This is a genomic window from Longirhabdus pacifica (genome assembly GCF_004115085.1).
Taxonomy (GTDB): domain Bacteria; phylum Bacillota; class Bacilli; order Paenibacillales; family DSM-105158; genus Longirhabdus; species Longirhabdus pacifica.
This window is the reverse complement of sequence record NZ_QXJP01000001.1, coordinates 245,542-270,373: the sequence shown is the minus strand read 5'-3', so window position 1 is coordinate 270,373 and position 24,832 is coordinate 245,542. Positions and strand designations below refer to the sequence as shown.

Annotated in this window: 22 protein-coding genes; 8 read left to right on the top strand and 14 right to left on the bottom strand. The window is 40.2% G+C overall.

What is annotated here, in order from left to right:
• Positions 1-491: 491 nt before the first annotated feature.
• Positions 492-3,161 (bottom strand): adenosylcobalamin-dependent ribonucleoside-diphosphate reductase, encoded by a 2,670-nt coding sequence (locus D1Z92_RS01245; protein WP_128893819.1) that lies wholly within the window; start codon positions 3,159-3,161, stop codon positions 492-494.
• A gap of 664 nt (positions 3,162-3,825) precedes the next feature.
• On the opposite strand from D1Z92_RS01245, the gene D1Z92_RS01240 reads away from it, so the two are divergent.
• The 3 genes from D1Z92_RS01240 (at position 3,826) to dat (ending at position 6,589) form a co-directional block, all read left to right on the top strand.
• A complete protein-coding gene (locus D1Z92_RS01240) occupies positions 3,826-4,641 on the top strand; it encodes a MerR family transcriptional regulator (RefSeq protein ID WP_128893818.1) in 816 nt (271 codons plus the stop codon).
• Between the two features lie 49 nt (positions 4,642-4,690).
• Positions 4,691-5,458 (top strand): SDR family NAD(P)-dependent oxidoreductase, encoded by a 768-nt coding sequence (locus D1Z92_RS01235; protein ID WP_128893817.1) that lies wholly within the window; start codon positions 4,691-4,693, stop codon positions 5,456-5,458.
• 258 nt (positions 5,459-5,716) lie between these two features.
• Complete coding sequence (dat, locus tag D1Z92_RS01230) at positions 5,717-6,589, top strand: D-amino-acid transaminase (RefSeq protein ID WP_276318851.1); 873 nt, start codon at positions 5,717-5,719, stop codon at positions 6,587-6,589.
• Positions 6,590-6,697: 108 nt separating this feature from the next.
• Here dat and lipM read toward each other — a convergent pair whose 3' ends face one another.
• On the bottom strand, positions 6,698-7,552 hold the full coding sequence (gene lipM / locus D1Z92_RS01225) for an octanoyltransferase LipM (protein WP_503104913.1): 855 nt from the start codon (positions 7,550-7,552) through the stop codon (positions 6,698-6,700).
• Between the two features lie 185 nt (positions 7,553-7,737).
• On the opposite strand from lipM, the gene D1Z92_RS01220 reads away from it, so the two are divergent.
• The 3 genes from D1Z92_RS01220 to D1Z92_RS01210 all read left to right on the top strand — a co-directional run bounded on the left by D1Z92_RS01220 (position 7,738) and on the right by D1Z92_RS01210 (position 11,341).
• Positions 7,738-9,429: a DEAD/DEAH box helicase gene (locus D1Z92_RS01220; RefSeq protein ID WP_128893815.1), complete on the top strand. Its 1,692-nt coding sequence runs from the start codon at positions 7,738-7,740 to the stop codon at positions 9,427-9,429.
• A gap of 91 nt (positions 9,430-9,520) precedes the next feature.
• The gene (locus D1Z92_RS01215; RefSeq protein ID WP_164931383.1) at positions 9,521-10,417 is read left to right on the top strand and encodes a YqhG family protein; all 897 of its coding nucleotides are present in this window, start codon (positions 9,521-9,523) and stop codon (positions 10,415-10,417) included.
• 21 nt (positions 10,418-10,438) lie between these two features.
• On the top strand, positions 10,439-11,341 hold the full coding sequence (locus tag D1Z92_RS01210) for a hypothetical protein (protein ID WP_128893813.1): 903 nt from the start codon (positions 10,439-10,441) through the stop codon (positions 11,339-11,341).
• 135 nt (positions 11,342-11,476) lie between these two features.
• Here the strand turns inward: D1Z92_RS01210 and D1Z92_RS01205 are convergent, their stop codons facing one another.
• The 4 genes from D1Z92_RS01205 to D1Z92_RS01190 all read right to left on the bottom strand — a co-directional run bounded on the left by D1Z92_RS01205 (position 11,477) and on the right by D1Z92_RS01190 (position 13,050).
• Complete coding sequence (locus D1Z92_RS01205; RefSeq protein ID WP_128893812.1) at positions 11,477-11,707, bottom strand: YqzE family protein; 231 nt, start codon at positions 11,705-11,707, stop codon at positions 11,477-11,479.
• Between the two features lie 110 nt (positions 11,708-11,817).
• Positions 11,818-12,054, bottom strand: coding sequence for a hypothetical protein (locus D1Z92_RS01200; protein ID WP_128893811.1), 237 nt, complete (start codon positions 12,052-12,054; stop codon positions 11,818-11,820).
• Between the two features lies 1 nt (position 12,055).
• Positions 12,056-12,379: a hypothetical protein gene (locus tag D1Z92_RS01195; protein WP_128893810.1), complete on the bottom strand. Its 324-nt coding sequence runs from the start codon at positions 12,377-12,379 to the stop codon at positions 12,056-12,058.
• 101 nt (positions 12,380-12,480) lie between these two features.
• Positions 12,481-13,050: a xanthine phosphoribosyltransferase gene (locus tag D1Z92_RS01190; protein ID WP_128893809.1), complete on the bottom strand. Its 570-nt coding sequence runs from the start codon at positions 13,048-13,050 to the stop codon at positions 12,481-12,483.
• A gap of 213 nt (positions 13,051-13,263) precedes the next feature.
• Here D1Z92_RS01190 and D1Z92_RS01185 point away from each other — a divergent pair, with 213 nt between their 5' ends.
• Positions 13,264-14,316: a YkvI family membrane protein gene (locus D1Z92_RS01185; RefSeq protein ID WP_128893808.1), complete on the top strand. Its 1,053-nt coding sequence runs from the start codon at positions 13,264-13,266 to the stop codon at positions 14,314-14,316.
• A 101-nt stretch (positions 14,317-14,417) separates the two neighbouring features.
• On the opposite strand, the gene D1Z92_RS01180 is transcribed toward D1Z92_RS01185, so the two are convergent.
• The 8 genes from D1Z92_RS01180 to D1Z92_RS01145 all read right to left on the bottom strand — a co-directional run bounded on the left by D1Z92_RS01180 (position 14,418) and on the right by D1Z92_RS01145 (position 21,223).
• Positions 14,418-15,206 carry a hypothetical protein gene (locus tag D1Z92_RS01180; protein WP_128893807.1) on the bottom strand — a complete coding sequence of 263 codons (789 nt, stop codon included), beginning with the start codon at positions 15,204-15,206 and terminating at the stop codon, positions 14,418-14,420.
• Positions 15,172-16,629: a sensor histidine kinase gene (locus tag D1Z92_RS01175; RefSeq protein WP_240666527.1), complete on the bottom strand. Its 1,458-nt coding sequence runs from the start codon at positions 16,627-16,629 to the stop codon at positions 15,172-15,174. Before D1Z92_RS01175 ends, D1Z92_RS01180 begins: the two co-directional genes overlap by 35 nt.
• Positions 16,622-17,302 carry a response regulator transcription factor gene (locus D1Z92_RS01170; RefSeq protein WP_206099695.1) on the bottom strand — a complete coding sequence of 227 codons (681 nt, stop codon included), beginning with the start codon at positions 17,300-17,302 and terminating at the stop codon, positions 16,622-16,624. Before D1Z92_RS01170 ends, D1Z92_RS01175 begins: the two co-directional genes overlap by 8 nt.
• A 287-nt stretch (positions 17,303-17,589) precedes the next feature.
• Positions 17,590-17,784 carry a hypothetical protein gene (locus D1Z92_RS01165; RefSeq protein ID WP_128893805.1) on the bottom strand — a complete coding sequence of 65 codons (195 nt, stop codon included), beginning with the start codon at positions 17,782-17,784 and terminating at the stop codon, positions 17,590-17,592.
• A 5-nt stretch (positions 17,785-17,789) separates the two neighbouring features.
• Positions 17,790-18,086, bottom strand: coding sequence for a ferredoxin family protein (locus tag D1Z92_RS01160; RefSeq protein ID WP_128893804.1), 297 nt, complete (start codon positions 18,084-18,086; stop codon positions 17,790-17,792).
• Positions 18,083-19,378 carry an FAD-dependent oxidoreductase gene (locus D1Z92_RS01155; protein ID WP_128893803.1) on the bottom strand — a complete coding sequence of 432 codons (1,296 nt, stop codon included), beginning with the start codon at positions 19,376-19,378 and terminating at the stop codon, positions 18,083-18,085. Before D1Z92_RS01155 ends, D1Z92_RS01160 begins: the two co-directional genes overlap by 4 nt.
• Positions 19,371-20,393, bottom strand: a complete 1,023-nt coding sequence (locus D1Z92_RS01150; protein WP_128893802.1) for an electron transfer flavoprotein subunit alpha/FixB family protein — start codon at positions 20,391-20,393, stop codon at positions 19,371-19,373. The genes D1Z92_RS01155 and D1Z92_RS01150 overlap by 8 nt, the downstream gene beginning before the upstream one ends.
• The gene (locus D1Z92_RS01145; RefSeq protein ID WP_128893801.1) at positions 20,393-21,223 is read right to left on the bottom strand and encodes an electron transfer flavoprotein subunit beta/FixA family protein; all 831 of its coding nucleotides are present in this window, start codon (positions 21,221-21,223) and stop codon (positions 20,393-20,395) included. Before D1Z92_RS01145 ends, D1Z92_RS01150 begins: the two co-directional genes overlap by 1 nt.
• Positions 21,224-21,865: 642 nt before the next feature.
• On the opposite strand from D1Z92_RS01145, the gene D1Z92_RS01140 reads away from it, so the two are divergent.
• Positions 21,866-24,823, top strand: a complete 2,958-nt coding sequence (locus D1Z92_RS01140) for a peptidase G2 autoproteolytic cleavage domain-containing protein (RefSeq protein ID WP_128893800.1) — start codon at positions 21,866-21,868, stop codon at positions 24,821-24,823.
• The last annotated feature ends 9 nt before the right edge of the window (positions 24,824-24,832 follow it).

Genomic DNA, 24,832 nt, shown 5'->3' with positions numbered 1-24,832 from the left:
GAAGGAAAACGGACAGCCCACGCTAATCATTCACGGCAACAAGACCTTGCTGCGAAACCACCGCGCCTTCGCTTTTAACCAAAGCAAGCGATGTTTCACAGCCTTGGGCCTTTGCCGTGACCACCTAGTTTTCCGTCATGGAGCAGGAACATAACGGGCGGCCAACCTACGCTTCGAAAGCTTAACCATTGTTTCGCCCGTTCCTGCGTAATGATGGAAAACGGACTTTCTACGCTAACACTTCACGGCAACAAGACCTTGCTGCGAAACCACCGCGCCTTCGCTTTTAACCAAAGTAAGCGATGTTTCGCAGCCTTGGGCCTTTGCCGTGACCACCTAGTTTTCCGTCATGGAGCAGGGACATAACGGGCGGCCAACCTATGCTTCGGCAGCTTAACCATTGTTTCGCCCGTTCCTGCGTAATGATGGAAAACGGACTTTCTACGCTAACACTTCACGGCAACAAGACCATGCTGCGAAACATCGCGCGCCTACGAACATTTACTATACCCGCACTGACCACAAGTTTTACATCCTTCCGCGTTAATGAGCGAAGCCGATCCACAAGCAGGACATAAATCCTTCGATGCATGTAAATCCGATCCATCATTCACTTCGTGAACAACCTGACCTACATCATCACCGTGCACTTCACCATCAAGACTTATTGTCATTAACCCTTCTTGCTCTTGTTGTAACGTCGCTCCACTTTCAACCAATGAAGCCATGGCATCCCGCTTCAACTCTAGCTTACTCATATGCATTTGCAGCGCTTGGGCAACCGCATCCGCGATGGATTCCACCCGATTACTTCCAAATCCGATAGCACCAGATCCGCCAATCCCTTTCAGATGCTTAATGAGCAATTTTTCTTTTTCCCCGTGCTCCCCATATCTTAAAAACAATGAACATACTCTTCCTAGCGCTTCTGACATGGCAAACACATCGGAACCTGCTTTCCCTACGTTTAAGAAAATTTCACTCGGTATTCCGTCTAAATCATTGATCGTAATATAGGCCATACCAAAAGGTGTATTATATTTATATGTCGCTCCCTCTAATACTTGTGGTCGCTTTTTGTATTGATGATCGACAATGTTAGTTTTAAATGATGTGGATGGTGTTGGTTGCTGTACCGCCGCTGCTATACTCTTATTGTCTATCGTGCTTGTCGTTTCAACCGTTTCGGACACTGTCGTACTTGCCGCTTCACTTTCCCCACTGCTCTCAGCGCTATCTTGCTCGTCCGTCGTATGCAACACTTGCTCATCACGACTTCCGTCTCGATAAATCGTAACCCCTTTACAACCAAGATCAAAAGCAAGCTCATATAATGCTTTCGTATCTTCAATCGTAAAATCGGCAGGGCAATTTGCCGTCTTAGAGATAGAACTATCCACCCATTTTTGGATAGCCGCCTGTACTCGAATATGATCTTCAGCAGACAAATTCATTGCTGTTACAAAATAATCAGGAAAATCTTCATCAGGATGTTGATCGTTCCACAGCTGTGCAATCGGGACATACTGTTTATCAAACCCAAGTCGACTTTGACGATAGTATTCAAAAGCAAAATAAGGCTCAATTCCCGTAGATGTTCCTACCATCGTTCCCGTACTTCCTGTTGGCGCTTGCGTAATCACCGTGACGTTGCGCATACCTTGTTCTCTTATCGCTTTTCCTACTTCGGGATGATGTTCTATCATATTTTTCATAAAACCACTTTGGAGGAAAAGATCGGTCTCAAAATGTGTGAATGAACCTTTTTCCGCAGCGATAGACGATGATGCTAAATACGACTCTTTTGCAATGAAAGCATATAAATGATCCAAAAATTCCAGAGAATCAGCGCTACCGTATCTTATTTTTAGCTTAATTAACAACTCCGCAAGGCCCATCGTACCAAGCCCTACACGTCTTTCTGCTTGTTGGTTTTGCTTATTTTCTTCAAAATGATACGGTGTTTTGTCAATCACATTATCTAAGAAGCGGACAGCCGTGTGTACCGCTGTTTTCAATTCATCCCACGCAACATCATGATGGACATCATCGTAGAATTTGGACAAATTGAGTGCCGATAAATTGCATACTCCCCATGCTGGCAAACCTTGTTCCCCGCAAGGATTCGTGCAAATAATCGGGTTGAAATACCAACTGTTTGACATTTGATTGTAATATTCTGTGAAAACTACGCCTGGCTCCGCAGATTTCCAAGCAGAGGAAATGATCGTGTGCCATACTTCCCGAGCCTTCACCGTTTGATAAGGAATGACTTTTTTCCCTGCATCTTTCCATTTATTTAAATCCCCGTCCCATAGCGAATCATAATCTGGATCGCTAGTGTCCGGGAAAACAAGTTCCCAATCTAAATCTTCCTTCACAGCTTTCATAAAATCATTACTCACACATACAGATAAATTAGCATTCGTAATCTCACCAGCATTTTGTTTGACCGTGATAAAACGTAGCATATCCGGATGCCAATCATTAATCATCAACATTAACGCGCCTCTACGACTACCACCCTGTTCTATTAAACCTGTGGTATAACTGAATAATCCTCCCCATGAAACTGCACCACTGGAAGTTCCATTCACACCACGTACGATTGCTCTCGTGGGTCGTAAGCTCGATAAATTAATGCCAACGCCGCCGCCTCTGGACATGATCTCTGTCATTTCTGTCAGTGTTTCCATAATTCCGCCTCTACTATCGTGAGGAGAAGGAATAACGTAACAATTAAACAACGTAAGCTCATCACTTGCACCTGCACCAGCTGCAATCCTACCACCCGGAACCAACTTCCAGTCATCTAACACAGCACGAAATTTTTGCTGCCACTCATGCTGTTTTTCTTCTGTTTTTTCTACAGATGCCATCGCTTTAGCTAAGCGATCCCACATTTCTTCTGGTGTTTTCTCTATCGTCAACGTTAATTTATTCACATTCGTTTCTATGATGTCATCATTTCTTAATTGTACTTTGACTGTGTCCCCATCTCTCTCCAACACTACTCCTACTTCTTTCGTTGGAAACTTCACATCATCTTGTGTCAAAACTAATACATAGTCTCCTACTTTCGTCTCTTTTACGTCTGCTTGTTTTAATGCATAGCGATCTAGAAATATTTTTTCACTTAGTCCTGATAAAGGTTGATTCATCTTCTTCTATCCCTTCAGCTTGAAATTTAACAAGATTTCATCGTGATTCAATATGGTTTAATGATTACAATTTAAATAATGAAGAAAGTAATGTTTGTTATAAAGTATGTACAGACACCGATGTAAGTGAATTAGATTCAACATATGGATGATAGGCTATTATTTATATACTACATATTGTGGTTTTTTTAAGCAAAGACACGTAAAATCAATTTTATACGTTGCATCCTCATTTCTTGTATTTTATTTTATAATATCTCCCGAATACGTCATTTTTACATTCAAATCGGTACTTGCTTTTCCAAAATATGAACAAGAATTGACATAAAGCTGTGTGCAGCAAGGCGATTGACAGTAATAATAAAAAAATATAAACATACACACAAGAGGACATACGAAAATTTGTAACATGATGTAGATGAGTTGTGTTTGAAGCATATTTTGAAACGTACGTTATAATGATGGATACAAAGTACATGTTTGAATGGAAAGTACGTTATATGGTATAGATGAACGGAACAGAAAAACATAATATGACTTCATGAATGAAAAACAAAATATTTAGATATAGGTGATCCATAAATGTAATCCATACTATGACTAAGAACTGAGAAGATATAATCCATAAGTAGATCTATTTTGATGTGAAAGAAGGAGAGTATACGTGGGGAACAATCTGCTGCTTATTAACGAATTTAGTAAATTAACAGGACTATCGAGAAAAGCTTTATATATTTACGAACAAAAAAACATCTTACATCCTTCCTATATTGACCCAGTAAATGACTATCGATACTACAATACAAATCAACTGCTAATGGCAAAACGAATCAAGCTATTAAAACAGGCAGGTCTTACTTTAAAAGAAATAGAAAAAGTCGTAAATGAAGCACTATCCCATGATGAAATCAATGACTTAATCCAAAAACAGCTTCAAATACAAATGGATAAGGTCATGGAAGCCAATCAGACCATACAACAATTAAATATGCTTTCCAATACGATCACAGCATCTGAAGGTGATGTAACAACGTGTTACGTAGAAGCTTTACCAGTAGCTGAATACAACATATTACAAAGTGAAAACATATGTAGCGCGATTAACCAAGCAGAAGAATGGAGCAAGGTTCATCAATATGACCATACCCAAAAAATCATTAAGTATGAAAGCATACAGAACGATATTTACCCCGTTGCCATTGCTGTTCCATTAAAACACCATCACCAACTTGAAAATGATATATTCACACACCAAACTTACTTTGGCTTTGAATCCACCTGTTATTTTTACGAAGTAGATCCCTATGCGGAACAGTCGGAATCTATATTAAAAATAAAAAACATCACTAAGAATCAACAAATGCAATGGAAAAAACCTTATGTATTCGAGCGTATCTTAAATTCTGATGACTACTTATACTCTCCCAAGCGCTTCTCTGCATTTATCTTTCCTTTACATGTTGAAACTTCTGGCGTTTGACTTTTCCCTTGGGGAAGACCTTATATTCTCTCTAAGGAGGGAATAACATATGATCAAAACAGGGACGAAAACAAATTACGCTCTAGTAACAGGAGCTTCTAGAGGAATAGGTAAAGCCATAGCCATTCAACTTGCGAAAGATGGTTTTCACTTACTTCTACATTACAATCACAACAAAGAGAAAGTATGGAAAGTGAAAGAGGAAATACACGCCTTAGGTACGAGTGCAGAGGTGATTCAAGGTGATTTTAACTCCAGTGAAGGCATCCAATCTTTTATTGATCGTGTTAAGGATGTACTGAGCCAACATAGCTCTATGCCACTTCATACGATCGTGCATAACGCTGGCCATGCAAGTTCAAACGGATTTGGAGAAGTAGATTATGACGAATTCGATCAAGTCTTTAATGCCAACGTGAAAGCACCTTACTTCATCAGTCAAGCATTAGTGAATCATGTGCAAGACGGAGGTACTATCATTCATATCTCATCCGGCGTGACGCGCATTGCATTTCCTCATATGATGGTGTACAGCATGACCAAAGGGGCAATCAATACGATGACATTCACACTAGCCAAAGCACTGGGACCAAGAAACATTCGTGTCCATGGTGTCATGCCAGGGATTATTGACACCGATGCAACGGCATCTTGGTTGCATACCGAACAAGGACAGGAAAATGCAAAACAAATGAGCGCATTAGAAAGAGAAGGACAACCAAAGGAAATCGCCAATGTCGTTTCTTTTCTAGCTGGTGAAAAAGCAAGTTTTATTACTGGCCACAACATCGATGTGACCGGCGGCAGTCATTTGTAACATCTACAAGAACGTATAAAACGTATATCATTTGTATTACGATGATTAGACACTAATCCTTTATCATGTTTAAGTGGAATGCTTAAGACCTTGAGCGCTGTGCCCCCAAGGTCTAGTTTTTGTTTATTTAGTCATAACAGAACCTATGTATTCACTAAAAAAAGCAGTGAAAAAAAACAGGTTGCAGCATAAAATATAATTATCAGCATGAAAATGAGAAATCAAAGCATACATTGTTGTATTCCATCATTCAGGCAAATGGAAAAAAACATAATACATGAGAAAGGGGGATGTTATATTTATTTATTCAATGATGTATTTGTGCAGCAAAAAACCGTAAAAGTATCTTTTCTAGATCGAGGATTTTGTTTTGGTGATGGAGTTTATGAGCTTATCAAAGTATATGACGGTAAACTTTATGCCAAAGAAGCTCATTTACATCGACTGCAATTTGGACTGGATGAGATTCGGCTTCCTATTCCATGGACAATGGAAGAAATCAGTGAACGAATGGACAAATTAGTAAGTTTTAACCGATTGAAAACAGGCTTTGTTTATTTGCAAATTACGAGGGGCGTATCCGAAAGAAGACATGCGTTTCCCACCAACGTACAACCAACCCTTATCGCTTATGTAAAACCGTTCCCTAGACCGCTTCGCAATATTAAAAACGGTGTTAAAGTCATTACAACTGAGGACGATCGTTGGCTACGATGTAACATTAAATCACTCAATTTACTACCTAACGTTTTAGCGAAACAAAAAGCAACAGAAAAAGGAGCAACAGAAGCAATTTATATCCGTGACCATTACGTTACCGAAGGTGCATCTTCCAATATCTTTATCGTGAAAAACAACACCATACACACCCACCCTTCTTCCCCACTTATTTTAACTGGAGTAACAAGAAATATCGTACTAGACCTTGCCCAACAACTTCAATATCAAATAAAAGAAGCACCCTTTACACAAGAAGACTTGCTACAAGCAGACGAAATATTTATGACGGGAACCAACATCGAAGTCATGCCTGTCATCGTCGTCAATGATGACGTCATCGCAGATCAACAAATAGGTGAAATCACAACGGCATTACAGCGTGCATACGAACGTACTTGGAATGAAGGGTAAATAGAAAAGAAGCCTGCCGAGTATACATATGGCAAGGCTTCATTTGTTGTAAATCCGCTACACATTATTTTTTATAAAGTAAAACAACAACCATGGTGTGTAAACATATTACCGCTTCAAATTCCAATCATCATGTCCGTATTTCTCCTGAACTAACTGCTGTGCTAACGCTTCTTCTTCTGGCGTTAAAGTTGCTGGAGCTAACGTCACACCGAGTCCTTGCGCAATGCCTGCTTGAAATGCTGTCATGACTTCTGGTAAAGCTACCGTCGATTGTCCCATTTCTCTTTTTATATCATTAATGGCCACCGCTTTATTGTAAAAGGAAGCCTTCAATCGATCGCGCACTTTTTCATTGGAAAATTTCAGTACTGAAAACAACATATCCACATCCATATCGAGCAAAATAGAGCCGTGCTGCAATACAACACCTTTTTGCCTCGTTTGTGCACTGCCCGCTATTTTCTTGCCTTCTACTACTAGCTCGTACCAAGAAGGTGCGTCAAAACAAGCAGCGGAACTAGCTTGACTGTACTTGGCCTTCTCCTCATTGGATGCAAGATTGGTCATACTGGCCGCCAAACCTAATGTTTGAAACCCTACAACCAACCCTTCACTTAGCACACGATACGCTTCCGTTACGGTTTTTGGAATCATCGGATCATCTTCATTGACGATCATACTATACGTAAGCTCCTTATCGTGTAACACCGCTCTTCCACCTGTTGCTCTGCGAACAAATCCAAGTTTTTGTTGTTTTAAAGCTGCAAAATCTACTTCCTTTTCTGCCTTTTGAAAATACCCTAATGATAATGTAGGCACTTCCCATGTATAAAAACGTAATGTCGGTGGAGATTTCTTTTCACTCACCATCGTAGAAATCGCTTCATCTATCGCCATATTCATTGCTGGTGAACCAGCATCAGATTGTATAAAACGCCACACTTTTTCATTTGTTTTCAATGTCGACACCTCTATATTGGAATGAATAATAATTGCAAATGAATAACTTCTTCTATCCTTTGTGAATACTAAAAGAAAAGCATGCATCATGTCAAAGCTCAAACGGAAAGTTCCAGTCCAACCTTTAACGTAAGAAAGCATATCGCAACGAAAATAAAAAAGCAACCATTTAAAAAGGAGATCATATGAGTTCACATAATCGTTCACATGATCACACGTTGCCTATACATGAACAATTGAACATGCACATGGATCAAGGGTGGAAAGAAACATTACAAAACAAAATGGATCACAACGGCCCATGGGACAACTATGAATATTACAAACTAGCATATGAAATAGAAACCGAACGTCTCATTCCTAGTTTTGATGACTTGCAATGCCTTGCACAAATTCAGCACATTACGCCACTTCCACATCAAATCGACACGGCAAAACGCGTGCTGTATGAGATGAGAGGAAGAGCCATTTTAGCTGACGAAGTAGGCCTAGGCAAAACGATTGAAGCAGGCCTCATACTAAAAGAATATATGATCCGAGGACTCGTACGCAAGGCACTCATTTTGGTACCTGCGTCCCTCGTCTTACAGTGGGTTCGTGAATTAAATCAAAAATTCGGAATCCCCGCAGTGGCACAAAAAAAGAAATACATGTGGGAGCACCCTATTGTCGTCGCATCGATGGATACAGCGAAACGTGATCCACATAAAGAAATGCTATTAGGTATGAACTATGACATGCTCATTATCGATGAAGCCCATAAACTGAAAAACAAAAAAACGACAAACTATCAATTCATTACGCAATTAACGAAAAAATATTGCCTTCTCTTAACGGCAACACCGATGCAAAACGACTTGAAAGAACTTTACAACTTAGTCACTTTACTCAAACCAGGACATTTAGGCGCATTAGGGAACTTCAAGCAAAATTTCGTAGTGGATAAAAGACAACCGAAAAACGAAACAGAGTTGAAACAAGAAATTCAAAAAGTGATGATTCGCAATTTAAGATCCGAAAGCAACATCCCTTTTACAAAGCGAAACGTACAAAACATCACATTAGATTTATCTAAAGATGAACAAGCGCTGTATGATAACGTGACAAAATACATTAAAGATACGTATCAACAAGCTGGAATGAAAAGCTTGTTATCTTTAGTCACACTTCAACGTGAAGTATGCAGCAGTAGGGATGCCGTCTTTGTGACATTGTTCAATATGTTCAAGAAACTGCGTGAAGACTCCCCGCTTCGATCACCGATATGGGAACTTATTTTACAAATCAAAAGCATCGAGTCTAACACCAAAGCAGATACGACGTTAGATTTAATTAAAAAAGTCAATGACAAAGTCATCATCTTTACCGAATACCGTGCCTCGCAAGAATACTTGCTGCACTTTTTGAAAGAACATCAAATTATTTGCGTACCATATCGAGGAGGGATGAACCGCGGCAAAAAAGATTGGATGATGGACTTGTTCAAACGTCGTGCGCAAGTGATGATCGCAACCGAAGCTGGTGGTGAAGGTATCAATCTGCAATTTTGTCATCATGTCATCAACTTTGACCTCCCTTGGAATCCTATGCGTGTCGAACAACGTATCGGAAGAGTGCATCGACTCGGCCAAGCGCAAGATGTGAACATATATAATTTATCAACGAAAAACACGATAGAAGAACATATTTTACATCTTCTACATGAAAAAATTAATTTGTTTGAAAAAGTAGTAGGCAACCTAGATGTCATACTAGAAAAGGTGGGCAACCCTTTAGAAAAAGAAATTATGAATCTCATCGTCAAAACGAACGACGAACAAGAGCTGCGGGCAAAAATAAGCAAACTTGGAGATTCGCTTTCTCCTGCTCCACACTAATTTGCACTCATGGTTAAACACTACTACGTCATCATAGCAAACATGTCACGTATGCATGTTGATTATTCCACATCATCGGGGGAGAAATGACATGAAGCAAGAAACCATAAAAAACATTGTAGAAAAGTACTTAAATGAAAACAACTCACATATTATAGAAAAGGGATCGCATCATTTCACTGCAAAACTATCACCACAAGCCGACAAAGACTTAACAAATCGAGAATACTATTGGGGCTTTGTAGAACGATGCAATGTCGAACCAGAGACAATGACATTCACCTTCATCTTTGACGAGCAACAATATAATGAGCAAAAAAACATGGCATCATTGGAACAGCCACAACAGCAAAATCAGCCTATGCCGCAAGGCCGTTTTGCACCCATAAGAGAAAAAAGAGCAATCGAAGCCCCGCTTCATCCAGGTGCAGAGAAACTACAAAAAATATTTAGCACCATTAAAGGAAACGGTAAATTTGTCACCATGTTCGAAGTACCTCAGCAACACGTTCCTTACAAGGAAACTTACTGCAATACGTGGCTAAACGTTAATTTTAAAATAGAAAGCATTTGCGATTTGAAAAAAGAAATGATATACAGTCTAGGTATTTGTCTTTCTACTGGTGAAATCAAAGAACAGTTTTTCTCTTTATTAAAAGATAAAGATTTATCACCGAAAATTCCTTCTAACGTATTGTTAAAAGATACAATTTCGCTCAGCAGGGCAGCGAAAGAATTAGAGCATTACTTATGGAATAAAGTAAAAGTCATGGATCATGAGTGGAGTATGGAAGCACATCATAGATTAACAGCAGAGCTGCAAAGACTGGAGACATACTATGAGATTTTAATTGGACAAGCCGTAGATCCAGAGGTAAAAGAAAATATGGAGCGACAGTACGAAGACCGCAAAGCAGAAATGATGTGGCAGTATGAACCTAGAATCGTGGTGAATACCATCAATTGCGGATTGTTTCATCTACTATAGTTAAAGAAAGGTGGAAATCTCATGAAAAAGAAAGTTGCACGGTGGATTCCAACCCTATTGATCTTGTGCATGCTGTGTATCACTAACGTTTATCCTATTCAAGCTTTTGTCTCTCCTCCCATCTACAATGAAAAAAAGTTGGACGAACAACTACATACATGGATCAAACAAATTATACAAGACAAGCAATTTTTAGCATGGGAACATAGCAAGTGGGAAGTAAAGTCTCTCGGTGCCAATACGCATATGTGGATTGTACATATCCGTCATCAAGATAAAGATATTGGGTATATGATTTTAGCAGCAAATGAACAAAATCAATATACGTTAATGGAATATGGAAATGGCGAGCATGCGATGTTCAGCCAGCATAGCTTGGAGGGGACCCTGTCCAACATACAATATGATACGCCTGCCGCAAACACATTCAAACCTTGGTACTTGGATCCCTTTCATGCTTTATGGGTAGCAGACATAAAGGATGCATCCCCTATGATTTTTGACGGCAAAACACCAGATCGTTATCAACACATAGAAAAAAATTGGGAGCAGTTTAAAGTAACGACTTCACACGTGGAAGAGCCTTGGAATGTGATCCATGAGGTAACACAATTAGAACAGATTAAGGATGGGATATATCAAGATCCTTACGAAAATATTCAATGGATGCTTGAAGAACCTCAACAGCTACAAGATTTAGAGCAGATACAATCCATGATACAAGAAAAGAAAGTGCTGCTATGTAAAATAAAAATTTTAACCGGCAATGTGAATGCACCACTATCTATTACAGGTTATCATCAATGGGACAACGAGACATACTTGGAAGTGGAACAATTCGGATCAAGATTCATTCCATTCTCACTGCTCCAAGCATATGATCCAGAATACTATATAGTGGATAGTAGTGCAGATCAACAATGAATGATAAAAACATAAAAATAAACACAAATAAACTGCATGTATTGTATGCTGTATAATAAAAACGTTGAGGCATCTTTCATTATACAGCATATAAATAATGCAGCTTCATCATTTCTTCATCTTACTTTGTATTGTTTAATTTAGCTTCTTTTTAAATGTTGTTGACTTTGGAGCAATCATGTCTTTCTTATTTTTTCTCCATAAATGAATCGAAAGTGGAATCATCCCAAACCATTGTGTTTGCCAATGTTCTTTTTGCTCAACCCGCTCTTTCTCTTCGTCTTTTTCCCTTTTGCTATCACGGTTCCAACGTGTAACAATGGTCTCCGTTACGTAACGAATCAATTCTTCACCATCAGACCCCATTTTGCACACCTCCGTAAATCATTTACTTATAGTGTGAACATAAATGAGAAAGTTTAACCAACAATACAGTGGTAATTGTTTGCTGTCTTATATCTATATGTGCCTTCTACTTATGCATTGGTAAAAGGTGATGTCCTCTCTTCACTTGCTGGCTCAAAATGATACGTTCTCAGCAATTTACGTACGTTTCTATTTTGTTTTCGAATGAGCACATGCTGTTCATCCCATGCTACTACTCTTCCCACTACGTCATTCGCTGGATCAGCGTCACGGACAACTCTTATCTTCGTATTATTCAGTCTATACTGATCCAGCACTTCATCACTCACTGGCTTATGCAGCGCCATATTACTTCATCTCTTTTTCCAATTTATTTTTTTCAAACCATTTATCTAATACATTACTTGACATGACGCGTTTATTTATATATTTGATTTGATGAGGAGTAAATTGCTGTTCCCAATCAAATTCTAATTCTTTGCATATTTTAACAATCGTTAATAATTGTGACCACGCTACATATCGTTTATACCAAAAAAATTGAGGATGTTCTGTCATGTAGGGATATAGATCATCAAACTCTGTATGCTTACATTCAAGCGCTCGCTCAAAGCTTTCTTTGGATTCAAGCAATTTCTCACTGAAAAATGTTTCATTTCCTTGATTCCCCATGCTATTCTCCTCCTCTCATCCATATAGCTTTATTATATGTGAAACTTCAAAAAGATGGAAGACACATTACTCCAAAATGAATATAACCCCTACTTAAGCCGCTATTTAAACTGAATTTCACTATTAGAAACCGATGAAACCGTCACGATAGATTGTAAGTCAATGTGCTGTGATCGAATCCATTCTGCTCCTTTCTCATAGCTTTTCTCCAATACGACTCCAGCTCCAACGACGTCAGCCCCTGCGCGTTTCGTAATTTGTATAAGTCCATTCAATACTTCCCCGTTAGAAATAATATCATCGACGATGAGAACTTGTTCATTTGGCTTAATGACGTTTGGAGAAAGTAGAATGTCCACCACTACACCTTGCGTATAACTCGCAACACGCTCACTCAACATCTGATCACTTGTCATCTTGGTCTTTCTTTTCCTTGCGAATACAAAAGGGACTTGCAGTTGCATTGCTGTTGCAAAAGCCACAGGTATGCCAGAACTTTCTACGGTTACCACTTTGTCTATTTGCTTCTCACTAAAACGAGACGCAAACTCCTTCCCTACTTCCATCATAAATGATGGATCAATGAGGTGATTTAAAATCGTATCTAGTTGTAGCACATTATTGTCGACTACCCTTGCTTCATCTTGTATCTTTTTCTTTATTATATCCATGTATGGTGTCATCCTTTACCTTTAAACTGTACAAAGCTACATTCATAAGATATGCCTGTTATGTTCATCATATCATGATATTTTTCATCTTTAAAGATAAAGGAATGTATAAAGAAGAAATAGTGATATGCATGATTACGCCTCCGTTGTCATGCTTGTCTGTTATGCAACATAAGGTAATGGTATAAGGCTTGTCACAGGGAGTGGTTGTAGTTGAAATTATCGCTAAAAGAGTTCAAATTAATGATGCAGATTGCTTTTACATATATCGGCACCATTGTAGGAGCTGGCTTTGCAACAGGAAGAGAAATATTGCAATTTTTCACACAGTACGGATGGAGTGGTACGATAACGATTATCATTGCCAGTGGTTTGTTTGTATGGTTAGGCATAAAATTAATGGTCATTGCTTATCATACTAAGACAACATCGTTTGAAGACTTAAATATTATGCTTTTTGGCAAAAATATTGGGGTTGGTATTACGTTGTTCATCATATTAACTCTTTTAGTCATTAGTTCTGTGGTACTTGCAGGGGCAGGGGCATTATTCTCGGACTTTTTTCACTTTCCGATGCAGTTAGGTTTACTTTTCACCTTATTGATTACGTTTTTCGTTATCTCACATGGTATTAAGGCTATTTTCATGGTTAATTCGATCGTCGTTCCCATCATGTTTATTTTTATCGGCATCGTTGTTTTCCAATCGTTAACTTCGTCTCAAGCAACCAACTTCTTACACTTAGACGCTGAAGCACATCCGTTCCGTGTTTGGCTATCCCCATTCCTCTATACTGCCTTTAATCTCATACTAGCACAATCACTACTCGTTCCTATCGGTGCTAAAATACAAAATAAATCCACCATTGTAGGTGGAGGATTAATAGGTGGATTAGGCATCGGTGTTTTATTGTTTTCGATTCACTTGTCATTATCTAGTCAAATGCCGCTGATTGCTCAATTTGAAATTCCGATGGGCTATTTCACTTACAGTTTTCATGATATTTTACAAGTCCTCTTTCTTCTCGTTATATTTCTAGAGATATTAACGACGCTGATTGCCAACATATACGGGCTCACTACACAATTAAATATTAAATACGATTTTCCTTTTCGTCGTACATTATCCATCGTATTACTTTGTTGTTTTCTAATTAGTCAAATTGGCTTCAGCAATTTGTTATCGACTCTATATCCATTGATTGGATTTATTAGCTGCACGTGGTTACTCGTATTAATGTTCCAATCTTCACGTCTGGCACGGTAGTAGACGTTGGCGTTTCTTGGTCACACGATCTCTTTTCCTAGCTAAATACTAACTATTTAGTAATGCCATACAGCAAAACAAATGTACCATTGTACTCACATTTACGCACCAAACATGCGCTGCAATAGTTCTGGCAAACTCGGAATGTTAGGATAACTTGCAAGTTTCATGCGAATGAAAGAAAACACCACCGCATTGTACACAGCAATACTTAATACAGAAAAGATAATGATTCGCTGATAAGGTATTTGGAACATATCCTTCGCCATCATAAACGTAACAATGAGAGCAATAAAACAAGCAAGGAGCAGTACATACATCGATAATCTGAGTGATACAAGCGTAGAAGCTGCTGAGATTAAAAATACAATACCAGTAAAAAACTGCGCACTACCTAACTTTGTTATCAGTTCTACAATCGATTGTTTTCTTCCTCCAGTCATGGTGGCAAATAACCAAATAGAACTTAACAATACGAAAAGAGATAATCCACCGAGGATCAGCGCATCTTGTGCAAGTGGAAAGCTGCTTCCAAATTCGCCAATCGTACTTCCAAAATCATAATTTTCTATCGCTTGCTTAATGCGTTCTTCTATGTTAAATAAGCCTAGTAAACCTCCACCTTGATTGCCTATAATCTCGTTGATCACTTCAGATAACTTTTCCCCTGCTTCGTTCGGAAAATTTTTAGCGTTCTCAATGAGCTTGTTTTTGGTCATGATACCCCATACAAAAAACGCTAACCACGATGTCAGTAAACCTAATATTCCCCAAGCAAGATCTTTTTTCTGAAATGAAAGTGCTAAAAAAGGGTTAATTATAACACGCCATTTTTTTTGCAATACATGCTCGTGATCACTTATTTCGTTCTTTATGTGAAAATTGTTCATTATTTCCCCTCTTCTTTCCTATCATAGCTTTTTTGTTGTTTACACTTTTTGTGATTTTCTTGTTACTTCCATATTGAATGGGTAATGTTATTTCAAAAAGCGCGCCATGTGGTTGATTTGCCTTAGCGATAATGGTGCCACCATGCTTTTCTACAATGACTTTTGCTATCGCTAGTCCTATTCCTGTTCCACCTTGCTCCCCTTTGTAAAAACGTTGGAAAATCTTTTGTTCGTCTCCCGCTTTAAAACCAGGCCCATCATCGCTTATGGTAATCATCATGTTTTGTTTCTCCTGCAATAATTGCAGATCAATGTTGCTTTTCGCATATCGGATACTGTTACTAATTACATTGATAAATGTTTGCTTCAGTTTATCTGGATCACAGATCATATTTTGATATACTTCGCTATTCCAATTTAATGTGATATGGTTTTGGTCTAGTAATGGCTTCATACTTTGAATCGTTTCATCCAAAATAACATGAATATTTTCCTCTTGAAAACGGAACGTTTCTTCTACTGTTTGCAACCGGGTTAAGTAACTTATTTCTTCTACGAGCAACTTTAATCGTTGGCATTCTTGTATGATGATGTTTAAGCTTTGCGTAGCATCTTCTCCTGTCACAATCTCGTCCATAATAGCTTCGGCATTCCCTTGTATCGCCATCAATGGCGTTTTCAATTCATGAGAGGCATTTTGCAAAAACTGTTTTTGGTCAATGTCATACGATTGTAACCGTGTCGTCAACTCTTGAAACGTATCGGATAGCTCTTTTATTTCATCATTGCCTTTCATAGACAGTGGTGCTTGTTTTGCCTTTAAACTAAATTTTTTCATGTAGCCATTTAGCAAACGAACAGGGTTTGTAATATTGCGCTGCATCATATATCCAACCAAAATGGCAAGGATGGCGGATATAGCCAGACTGATGAAGAGCGTGTTCCACATCATGGCATTCACTTCTTGCAATCCTTCAATTTCTGTAAACATAAAAATAGTACCGAGCATTTGGTTTTCATAGTCGGTAATGGCAAGCTGCTGAGACACATATTGTTTGGAAAAATTATTTTTATCTTGTAACCAAATATCTACAACGGATTCGTTTGCATTAGCATATAAAATGTCCCCGTCATTGTTCATGACAAAAAACTGCACATCCAGTATGGCACGTCGGTTAATGAGCGGCATTTTACGATTTTTTTCAAAAAACTGTTGGAGCAACCTAGAAGTTAGCGGTCCATTATAGCTACTTTCCAGCACGGAAGCAATCTTATTTCCTTCTTTTTGCAAATCTTCTTGTGCTTGTTTGACTAAATGGTTATACGAGATCATGTTAAAGGAAAGCACGGTGACGAAAAAAAACAAACTAATAATAAGAAAATAACTCAAAAACAATTTTTGACCAATTTTCAATTTATTCATCCACACGATAGCCATAGCCCCATACTGTAGTGATTTCTAATTCAGATTTACATTGTGCCAACTTTTTACGTATTCGTTTAATGAGATCATCAATTATTCTTCCATCGCCAACGTAATCGTATCCCCAAATTTTTTCAATTAACTGCTCTCGTGTAAAGGGCATATTTTTATTTTGAATGAAGTGAGACAACAGCTCATATTCTTTCCCTGTCAGTGAAATTTCTTGATTCTTTACTTGCACTTTACGCTGCTCCAGTAATAGACGCACATCTTTGATTTGCAAATCTGGCTCATTTTTTTGCGGCATATGTATTCTTTTAAATATATTTTTGATGCGAACAACGAGCTCTCTTGGGCTGAAGGGCTTCGTTAAATAATCATCTGCACCTAGCTCTAACCCTAGTACGCGGTCTAATTCTTCATCTCTAGCTGATACAAAAATAATAGGAATATCACTTTTAGCACGAATATCACGGCACACTTCTAGCCCATCTACATGCGGCATCATAATATCTAATACTAATAAATCTGGCTGGAGGCGCTCTACCTCTTGTGCAATTTGTGTGCCATCATGAAACAATGTCACACGGTATCCTTCTTTTACTAAAAACTTTTCTAATATATTTCTAATGTTACGCTCATCATCTGCAACAAAAATATGCTTCACTGTCATCACCTCATCACCCATTATAATGGATGAAGTCCCTTGTCACCTAACGTCTTTTTTAAGTGTGCTTTCCTTACTTATTTAGTATGCGACAAACATCTAACAATTTTACGGTGAATGTATGTGAAAAGGATGAGAAAAAATACAATACCATAGAAAGTATTACCAATAACAATAGCAATGTAACAACAAAAAGCCACTCATTCCTGAGCGGCCTTTTCCTTCTATATATTATAGACATAATGAGAGACAAGTTTACGCCTCAGTAGCCAGGCGTAAAGGTGGATGTACACTTAATCATTCAATAGCTCATTAATTTTGAACTGATAGTAAATAAATTCGTCTTCATTTTTGAGTATACTTTGACGCGTCTCCCAAGAAGTAAAACCATCTTCCCAAACGATCTGTATTTTATCCCTTTTCACATCTACGACAGTTCCAATTGTACCGTCTAATCTATAGGTCACTACATCTCCGACTTTGATCATCGTGGTTACCCCAATCTAAATATAATACCGTGACCACCTTTTGGGTATTCCCATTTTATATTCTCATGCGGGCAGCCTATGCGGCAACTGCCACATTCATGACATCCTTCATACCCTACATGCATTCGGATATCTTCCCATTTGTACACTTCTGCTGGGCAAAAAATGGTACAGATTTTGTCTGGACATTTGGTTGCACACACATCGGAATCTAATACGTGCAAGTGAGATTCTGTATTGGCCTTGAAGCGTACAAGATATTGCTTTTCCTCGATGGATTGCACATTAGTCTTGTCACTCATTTCATCACCCTCCAAGCTTTAATGGCATCTTTCGCCATGCTGAATTTCTGTCCCGCTGTCCCCATCTCTTTCCATATTTTTTTCTGTTTGTCTTTTTTCGGAGTTCCGTCTATCGTCAACATTTGTCCTGCTGCTTTGTTCATCATGGGAATATATTTTTCAAAATAGTGCGGGAATTTTTCAAAATGATGCGTCGCATCTTTATATTTCTTTAAGTCTTTACCAACGAAACTGTTTAATAAGTTTACCCGATAACTATCTAGGGTCGCAGTAGAATAATCTTCTCTTTCCTTGGCAGCCATGATCGTTTCAGCAGCAAGCACTCCCGATGTCATGGCCATATTCGACCCTTCACGATGAATGGCATTCACGAGCTGTGCAGCATCCCCAACAACTAATACGCCATCCCCGACGATTTGGGGCATGGAGTGAAACCCACCTTCTGGAATGAGATGCGCTAAATACTCTTGCTGCTCCACGCCTTGAATGTATTTACGGAGTATCGGATGATTTTTCACATAATCTAAAAGTTGGTATGGTTTTATTTTATGTTTAATGAGACCAGAAAGCATTGCACCAACACCTATATTTATGCTGCTTTTATTCGTATATAGCCAAGCTGTTCCTAATATTCCTTTTGTAGAATCACCAAAAATTTCAAATGTACAACCTTGGTTGCCTTCTAAACTGAAGCGATCTTCAATTATTTTTTTATCTAATTTTAAAACTTCCATGACGGCAAGCGCGACTTCGTCAGGACGAAATTCTTTATGGAAGCCTAAAGACTTCGCTAATAACGAGTTAACACCATCGGCGAGCACCACCACATCGGCATATACTTCACCATCTGGACGATCGGTACGAATACCAACAACTTTACCATCCTCCACGATACAACTCTCTACTACCGTTTCATTGACAAGTACGGCGCCTTGTTCCACCGCTTTATTTGCGAACCATTGATCAAATTTAGCACGAAGTACGGTGAAGTTGTTAAACGGCTCTTGATCCCATTCCATCCCTTTGTAACTGAAGGTGACCGCGGATTGTTCATCGAGCATCATGAAGCGCTGTTCTACGATTTGTCTTTCAATCGGTGCTTCTTTATAAAATTCTGGGATAACGTCTTCCATCATTTTGCGATATAACACGCCGCCCATGACGTTTTTCGAACCTGGATATTCTCCTCGCTCTACAAGCAGTACACTAACTCCTGACTTTGCCAGTGTATAGGCACATGCTGTACCCGCTGGACCAGCACCTACGATAATGACATCAAATTTCTCACCCATACTGTACCTCCTTGTGCAGTGCTTTATCAAATGCTTCAATTAACATCGGGACAATTTCGAATGCGTCACCGACGATACCGTAATGACAGGACTGAAAAATAGCGGCATCTGGGTCTTTGTTGATCGCAATAATTAAACCTGAATTCTGCATACCGACAAGATGCTGTATGGCACCTGAGATAGCAATGGCAAAATAAATTTTCGGAGTCACCGTCACGCCCGTTTGACCCACTTGATGATGATGATCAATCCAGTTTGCTTCTACAGCATCACGGCTGGCGCCAACGGCACCGCCCAGCACTTTTGCTAGCTCATGAATCATGGCAAATCCATCTTTGCTGCCTAACCCTTTACCGCCAGCCACGATAATATCTGCTTCGTCAATGCGTGCTACTTTCTTCGTTTCCCTTACAATCTCTAATACTTTTGTTCTTAAATCTTCTTCCTTTACGTCGATAGATTTCTGTATGAGTTCCCCGCTTTTTGCTGTATCTGGCTCACATGCCCTCATCACTTTCGGTCTTACGGTTGCCATTTGTGGGCGGTGCTTTTTACAAAGAATCGTCGCCATAATATTTCCACCGAAAGCTGGGCGACTGGCGAGCAATAGACCGCTTTCTGCGTCTACATCTAACACCGTCGTATCTGCAGTAAGACCTGTTTCTAAATCGGTTGCTACAGCACTAGCCAAGTCTTTTCCCGTCGCGGTTGCACCATATAGTATAATTTCTGGTTTATGTTCTTCTGCACAGGCAATGACGGCTTTCATATAGGACTCGGTGCGATAATATTTGAAAATAGGGTCATCATATACATATACACTATCTGCTCCGTAGTGAAATAGTGATTGTGACAAGTGTGTTACTTGATTCCCAATCATTAATCCTGCTAACGGGACGTTTCTTTTGTCTGCTAACTTGCGCCCTTCCCCTAGCAGTTCCAGCGAAACAGGAGCGATAACTCCATCATTCACTTCAATAAATACCCACACGCCTACGTATTGTGAAAGATCCATTACACTCCCTCCTTATGCTGCTGAAACAATTCTTTTTTCTCTAGTACCATACTTAAAATCTGTTCTACTTTTTCTTGCGGAGAACCGTCTAGTATTTCCCCGCCTTTTGGCTTTTCTGGTGGCCACACTTTGGACACGATGGTAGGAGAACCTTTCAAACCTAGTTGCGTCTTGTCCACATCTTCCAAATCACTGACAGCCCATATGGTAGGTTTGTACCTTGCTGCTTTGATCATATGAGGAAGCGGTGAAAAAGGAACTTCGTTAATCTCCTTTTCTACCGAAAATAAGCACGGTAATGCAGTTTGAATCACTTCATGACCATCTTCCAATTTGCGGTGAATGATGGCAAACTGCTCTTCTTTGTTCACTTCTACTACTTTGTTCACATTCGTTAACGGTGGCATATCTAGTCTTCTGGCGATGCCTGGTCCGACTTGTCCTGTGTCTCCATCAATGGTCATTTTGCCGCAAATAATGAGATCAATCGGTGTGTCTTTCTGAATTTTTTCCAATGCTTTCGTCAAGGCGTAGCTCGTCGCTAACGTATCCGCACCCGCAAAGGCACGATCACTAATCATGTATCCTTCGTCTGCGCCAATTTCAATGCATTTCCTTATTGCTTTTACTGCTGGTGGAGGTCCCATCGTTAAGACGGAAACGATCCCACCATATTTGTTTTTCAGACGTACTGCTTCTTCCACGGCATGCGCATCATAAGGATTTAAAATTGCCGGTGCACTGGTTCGATCCATGGTATTCGTTTTCGGATTTAATTTAATCACTTTTGTATCAGGTACCTGCTTAATACAGGCGACGATGTGAAGCATTCACATCCCTCCAATCCATGTTGTTTTTTCATTTTTTTATTTTGAAAGTTGAAATGGATAAGATTTCAACCATACACCGCTAGCATGTTGTGAAAAAGAGAACAATAGCACACGCATTGTATTGTGAAAAAGAGAACATAAAAGAAAGCATGGACAGCTAATTATTGTTGTTCCACCTATAACATATGCGTGAGCTGTTCACGACATGAATGATATGGATAGAAAATAAAATTGGTTTTATTTGTTATGAGAAGTTATTGTATGCATGATTTACATCTAAAGCGTTTTCAGAATCATATGCATGATGGAAGTAGACAACAGGTGATGACTATCATTTTCTTATATAAAGTCATGTTAGTGTGTCTTGGTAGATAAGTGTGTTCATTGGAGTCATTGCCCTACATGAGGAGGAGGGCTTTTGTGAGCATCAAAGGTGAGTAAAATATGAAAGTTTAAAATACTATTATTCTTTTACTTCTACAACTTACGCTAAATTCCTGCTTATTGTTGTAAAGTTTCTCTACTATATGAATACGCCTGGAATCTTTTCTATTTTACTCCTCGGTATAGTCAACCGCCCATACGCATTTCCCTATAGTGACATACGGTATAGAAGTCTATTCATATGAAGGAGGAAAAATAATGAGTTGTAACCGGAATGACGACATTAATATATGCTCCACCGCGCTCGGTCAAAACACGTTTGCGAACGGAGAAGCATCGTTAGCCGAAGGTGCAGGTACTACGGCGAACGGATTTGGTAGCCACAGTGAAGGGTGTGACACGGTAGCCAACGGAAGTTGCTCCCATGCGGAAGGCGCAAATACGACAGCGAATGGAGCAAATAGTCATGCCGAGGGAGGAAGCAATACTGCGATCGGTAGTAATTCGCATGCGGAGGGGTCATTAACACAGTCACAAGGATTAGCCTCGCATAGTGAAGGCACTAACACCAGAGCCATAGGAGGGAGTTCGCACAGTGAAGGCACCAACACGATAGCTCGTGGAAGTAACGCCCATAGTGAAGGGTTTGGAACCACTGTGGAAGTAAATGCGTTTGCTGGACATGCGGAGGGATTTCTTACTGTAGCTAGTGGCTCGGCCTCCCATGCGGAGGGAAGTCAAACGACAGCGAGTGGGGCAAACAGTCATTCCCAAGGACAATCTACAATAGCAAGTGGTGATAATAGTCATGCGCAAGGACAGTCCACAATTGCAAGTGGTGATATTAGTCATGCAGAAGGAACTGGGACTATCTCAAGTGGAAGAAGCAGTCATGCAGAAGGAATAGAGACTACCGCAAGCGGGTTTGACAGTCATGCGGAAGGAAGACTTACAGTAGCGAGTGGTGATAATAGCCACGCGGAAGGCTTAGGTACAACAGCAAGTGGGCCTATCGCTCATTCGGAAGGGTCTAATACAATAGCAAATGCTCGTGCTGCTCATGCAGAAGGGACTGGGACTACCGCAAGTGGGGAGCAGAGCCATGCAGAAGGACTACGTTCTATGGCTAGCAGTTCCGCTGCTCACGCAGAGGGGATAGATACGATAGCTGGAGGAACTGCTTCTCATGCGGAAGGTGATGAGACTACCGCAAGTGGAATGCATAGCCATGCAGAAGGACGGTTTACTACTGCCAGTGGCATGGATAGCCATGCAGAAGGCTTCTTTACAACGGCTGGTGCAGCCGCTGCTCACGCAGAAGGATTCAATACAACAGCAATTGCGATTGCCGCTCATGCAGAAGGTAGAGATACAATAGCTACTTTACCTAATGCTCATGCGGAAGGTTTCGGTACAACGGCTGCTGCGCCTTCTGCTCATGCAGAAGGAATACAAACGACAGCAAGTAGTCCTGGAGCTCATTCGGAAGGGGTGGAAACAACGGCAGGAGGAACTGCTGCGCATGCAGAGGGAGAATTAACCTCAGCTGGGGGAACTGCTTCACATGCAGAAGGAATGGGTACAACAGCTGGGGGAACTGCTGCTCATGCGGAAGGATTCAGAACAATAGCTAGTGGGGATAGCTCTTATGCTGGCGGTACCGGTACCGTTGCCTCAGGATTTGCTTCCCACGCGGAAGGAACTCAGACCGTTGCCAGTGCCTTAGCTTCCCACGCAGAAGGGTGTAATACCACAGCTATGGGGGATTGCTCTTATGCTGGTGGAACTGGAACTGTAGCTTTTGGATTAGCTTCCCATGCAGAAGGATCAGGTACTACGGCTAGTGGATTAGCTAGTCATGCGGAAGGATCTGGAACTACAGCTTCTGCTTTAGCTTCGCATGCTGAAGGGTGTAATACCACAGCTATGGGAGTATGCTCTTATGCTGGTGGAACTGGAACAACAGCCAGTGGTCTAGCTTCGCATGCAGAAGGAAACGGAACAGTAGCAGGAGGAACTGCCTCGCATGCGGAAGGTATAGGAACAACAGCGAGTGGCCTTGTTTCTCATGCCGAAGGAAATGTTGGAGTAGCTAGTGGCATTGCAAGTCATGCTGAGGGAGCAAGGACTATAGCATCAGGGATTAATGCTCATGCGGAAGGAGACGAAACAGTAGCCATGGGAAATTCTTCTCATGCGGAAGGAGTAGAAACCATGGCATTAGCAGTTAGTGCTCATGCGGAAGGAGCTATAAGCGTTGCAGACGGTCAAGCTAGCCATGCAGAAGGTGCTATGACTACAGCTAGCGGAGCTGCAAGTCATGCAGAAGGAGTCAGCACCACCATAGGTGCAACCCTCATCAGTGCCCATATCATGGGAAACAGTGGTGCTGCTAAACTAGAAAATTCATGGCACTTGGCAGCTGGTGCTTTTGGCATTACGGGCAACGGTCTTGCCGCCTTTATTAGCGGTACAACGAACGGTGCAGGGCTCGGGGATGCTTGCTTTATGGGTACTGTCAGTATGAATGCGAGCTGTAACATTTGCGACTTTGCCGAAATGTTCGAAAGCATGGACGGTTCTCCCATTGATGTAGGCTACTTCGTAACGCTTGAAGGAAATAAAATACGTATTGCCAATAGCAATGATGAATACATTCTGGGCATCACCAGTGCGACACCAGGTGTGCTTGGCGGGAACAGCGGACTGCACTGGCAAGGACAGTATGTTACCGATGAATGGGGGCGCCGTATTGTTGAACATGTCCTAACTCCAGATCAAGAAGATGAACACGGTAATGTCATCCAGACACAAACGCTCAAAAAACAACTCGCCGTCAATCCAGATTACGATCCAAATCGTCCTTATGCGACGAGGGCGGAACGACCAGAGTGGTCTGCGGTTGGCTTAGTCGGGCAAGTACGTGTAAGAGATGATTGTAGTTGTGAAGTGAACGGCTATTGTATGCCGAATAAAGAAGGTATTGCTACGAAAGCGCACTATGGATATCGGGTGATGGAACGAACAGGTGAGAATCAAGTGCTCGTACTACTCAATGGGGATCAATACGTGCAACAAAATAAGCTGAAACAGGAAAATAAGTTACTAAAAAATAAAATAGAAACGTTAGATTTTGAAAATCAACACATAAATAAAACATTATTTCTGGAAATAGAGAAACTAAACAGCAAAATTAACGAACTTAAGAAAAGCTAGTTACACAGA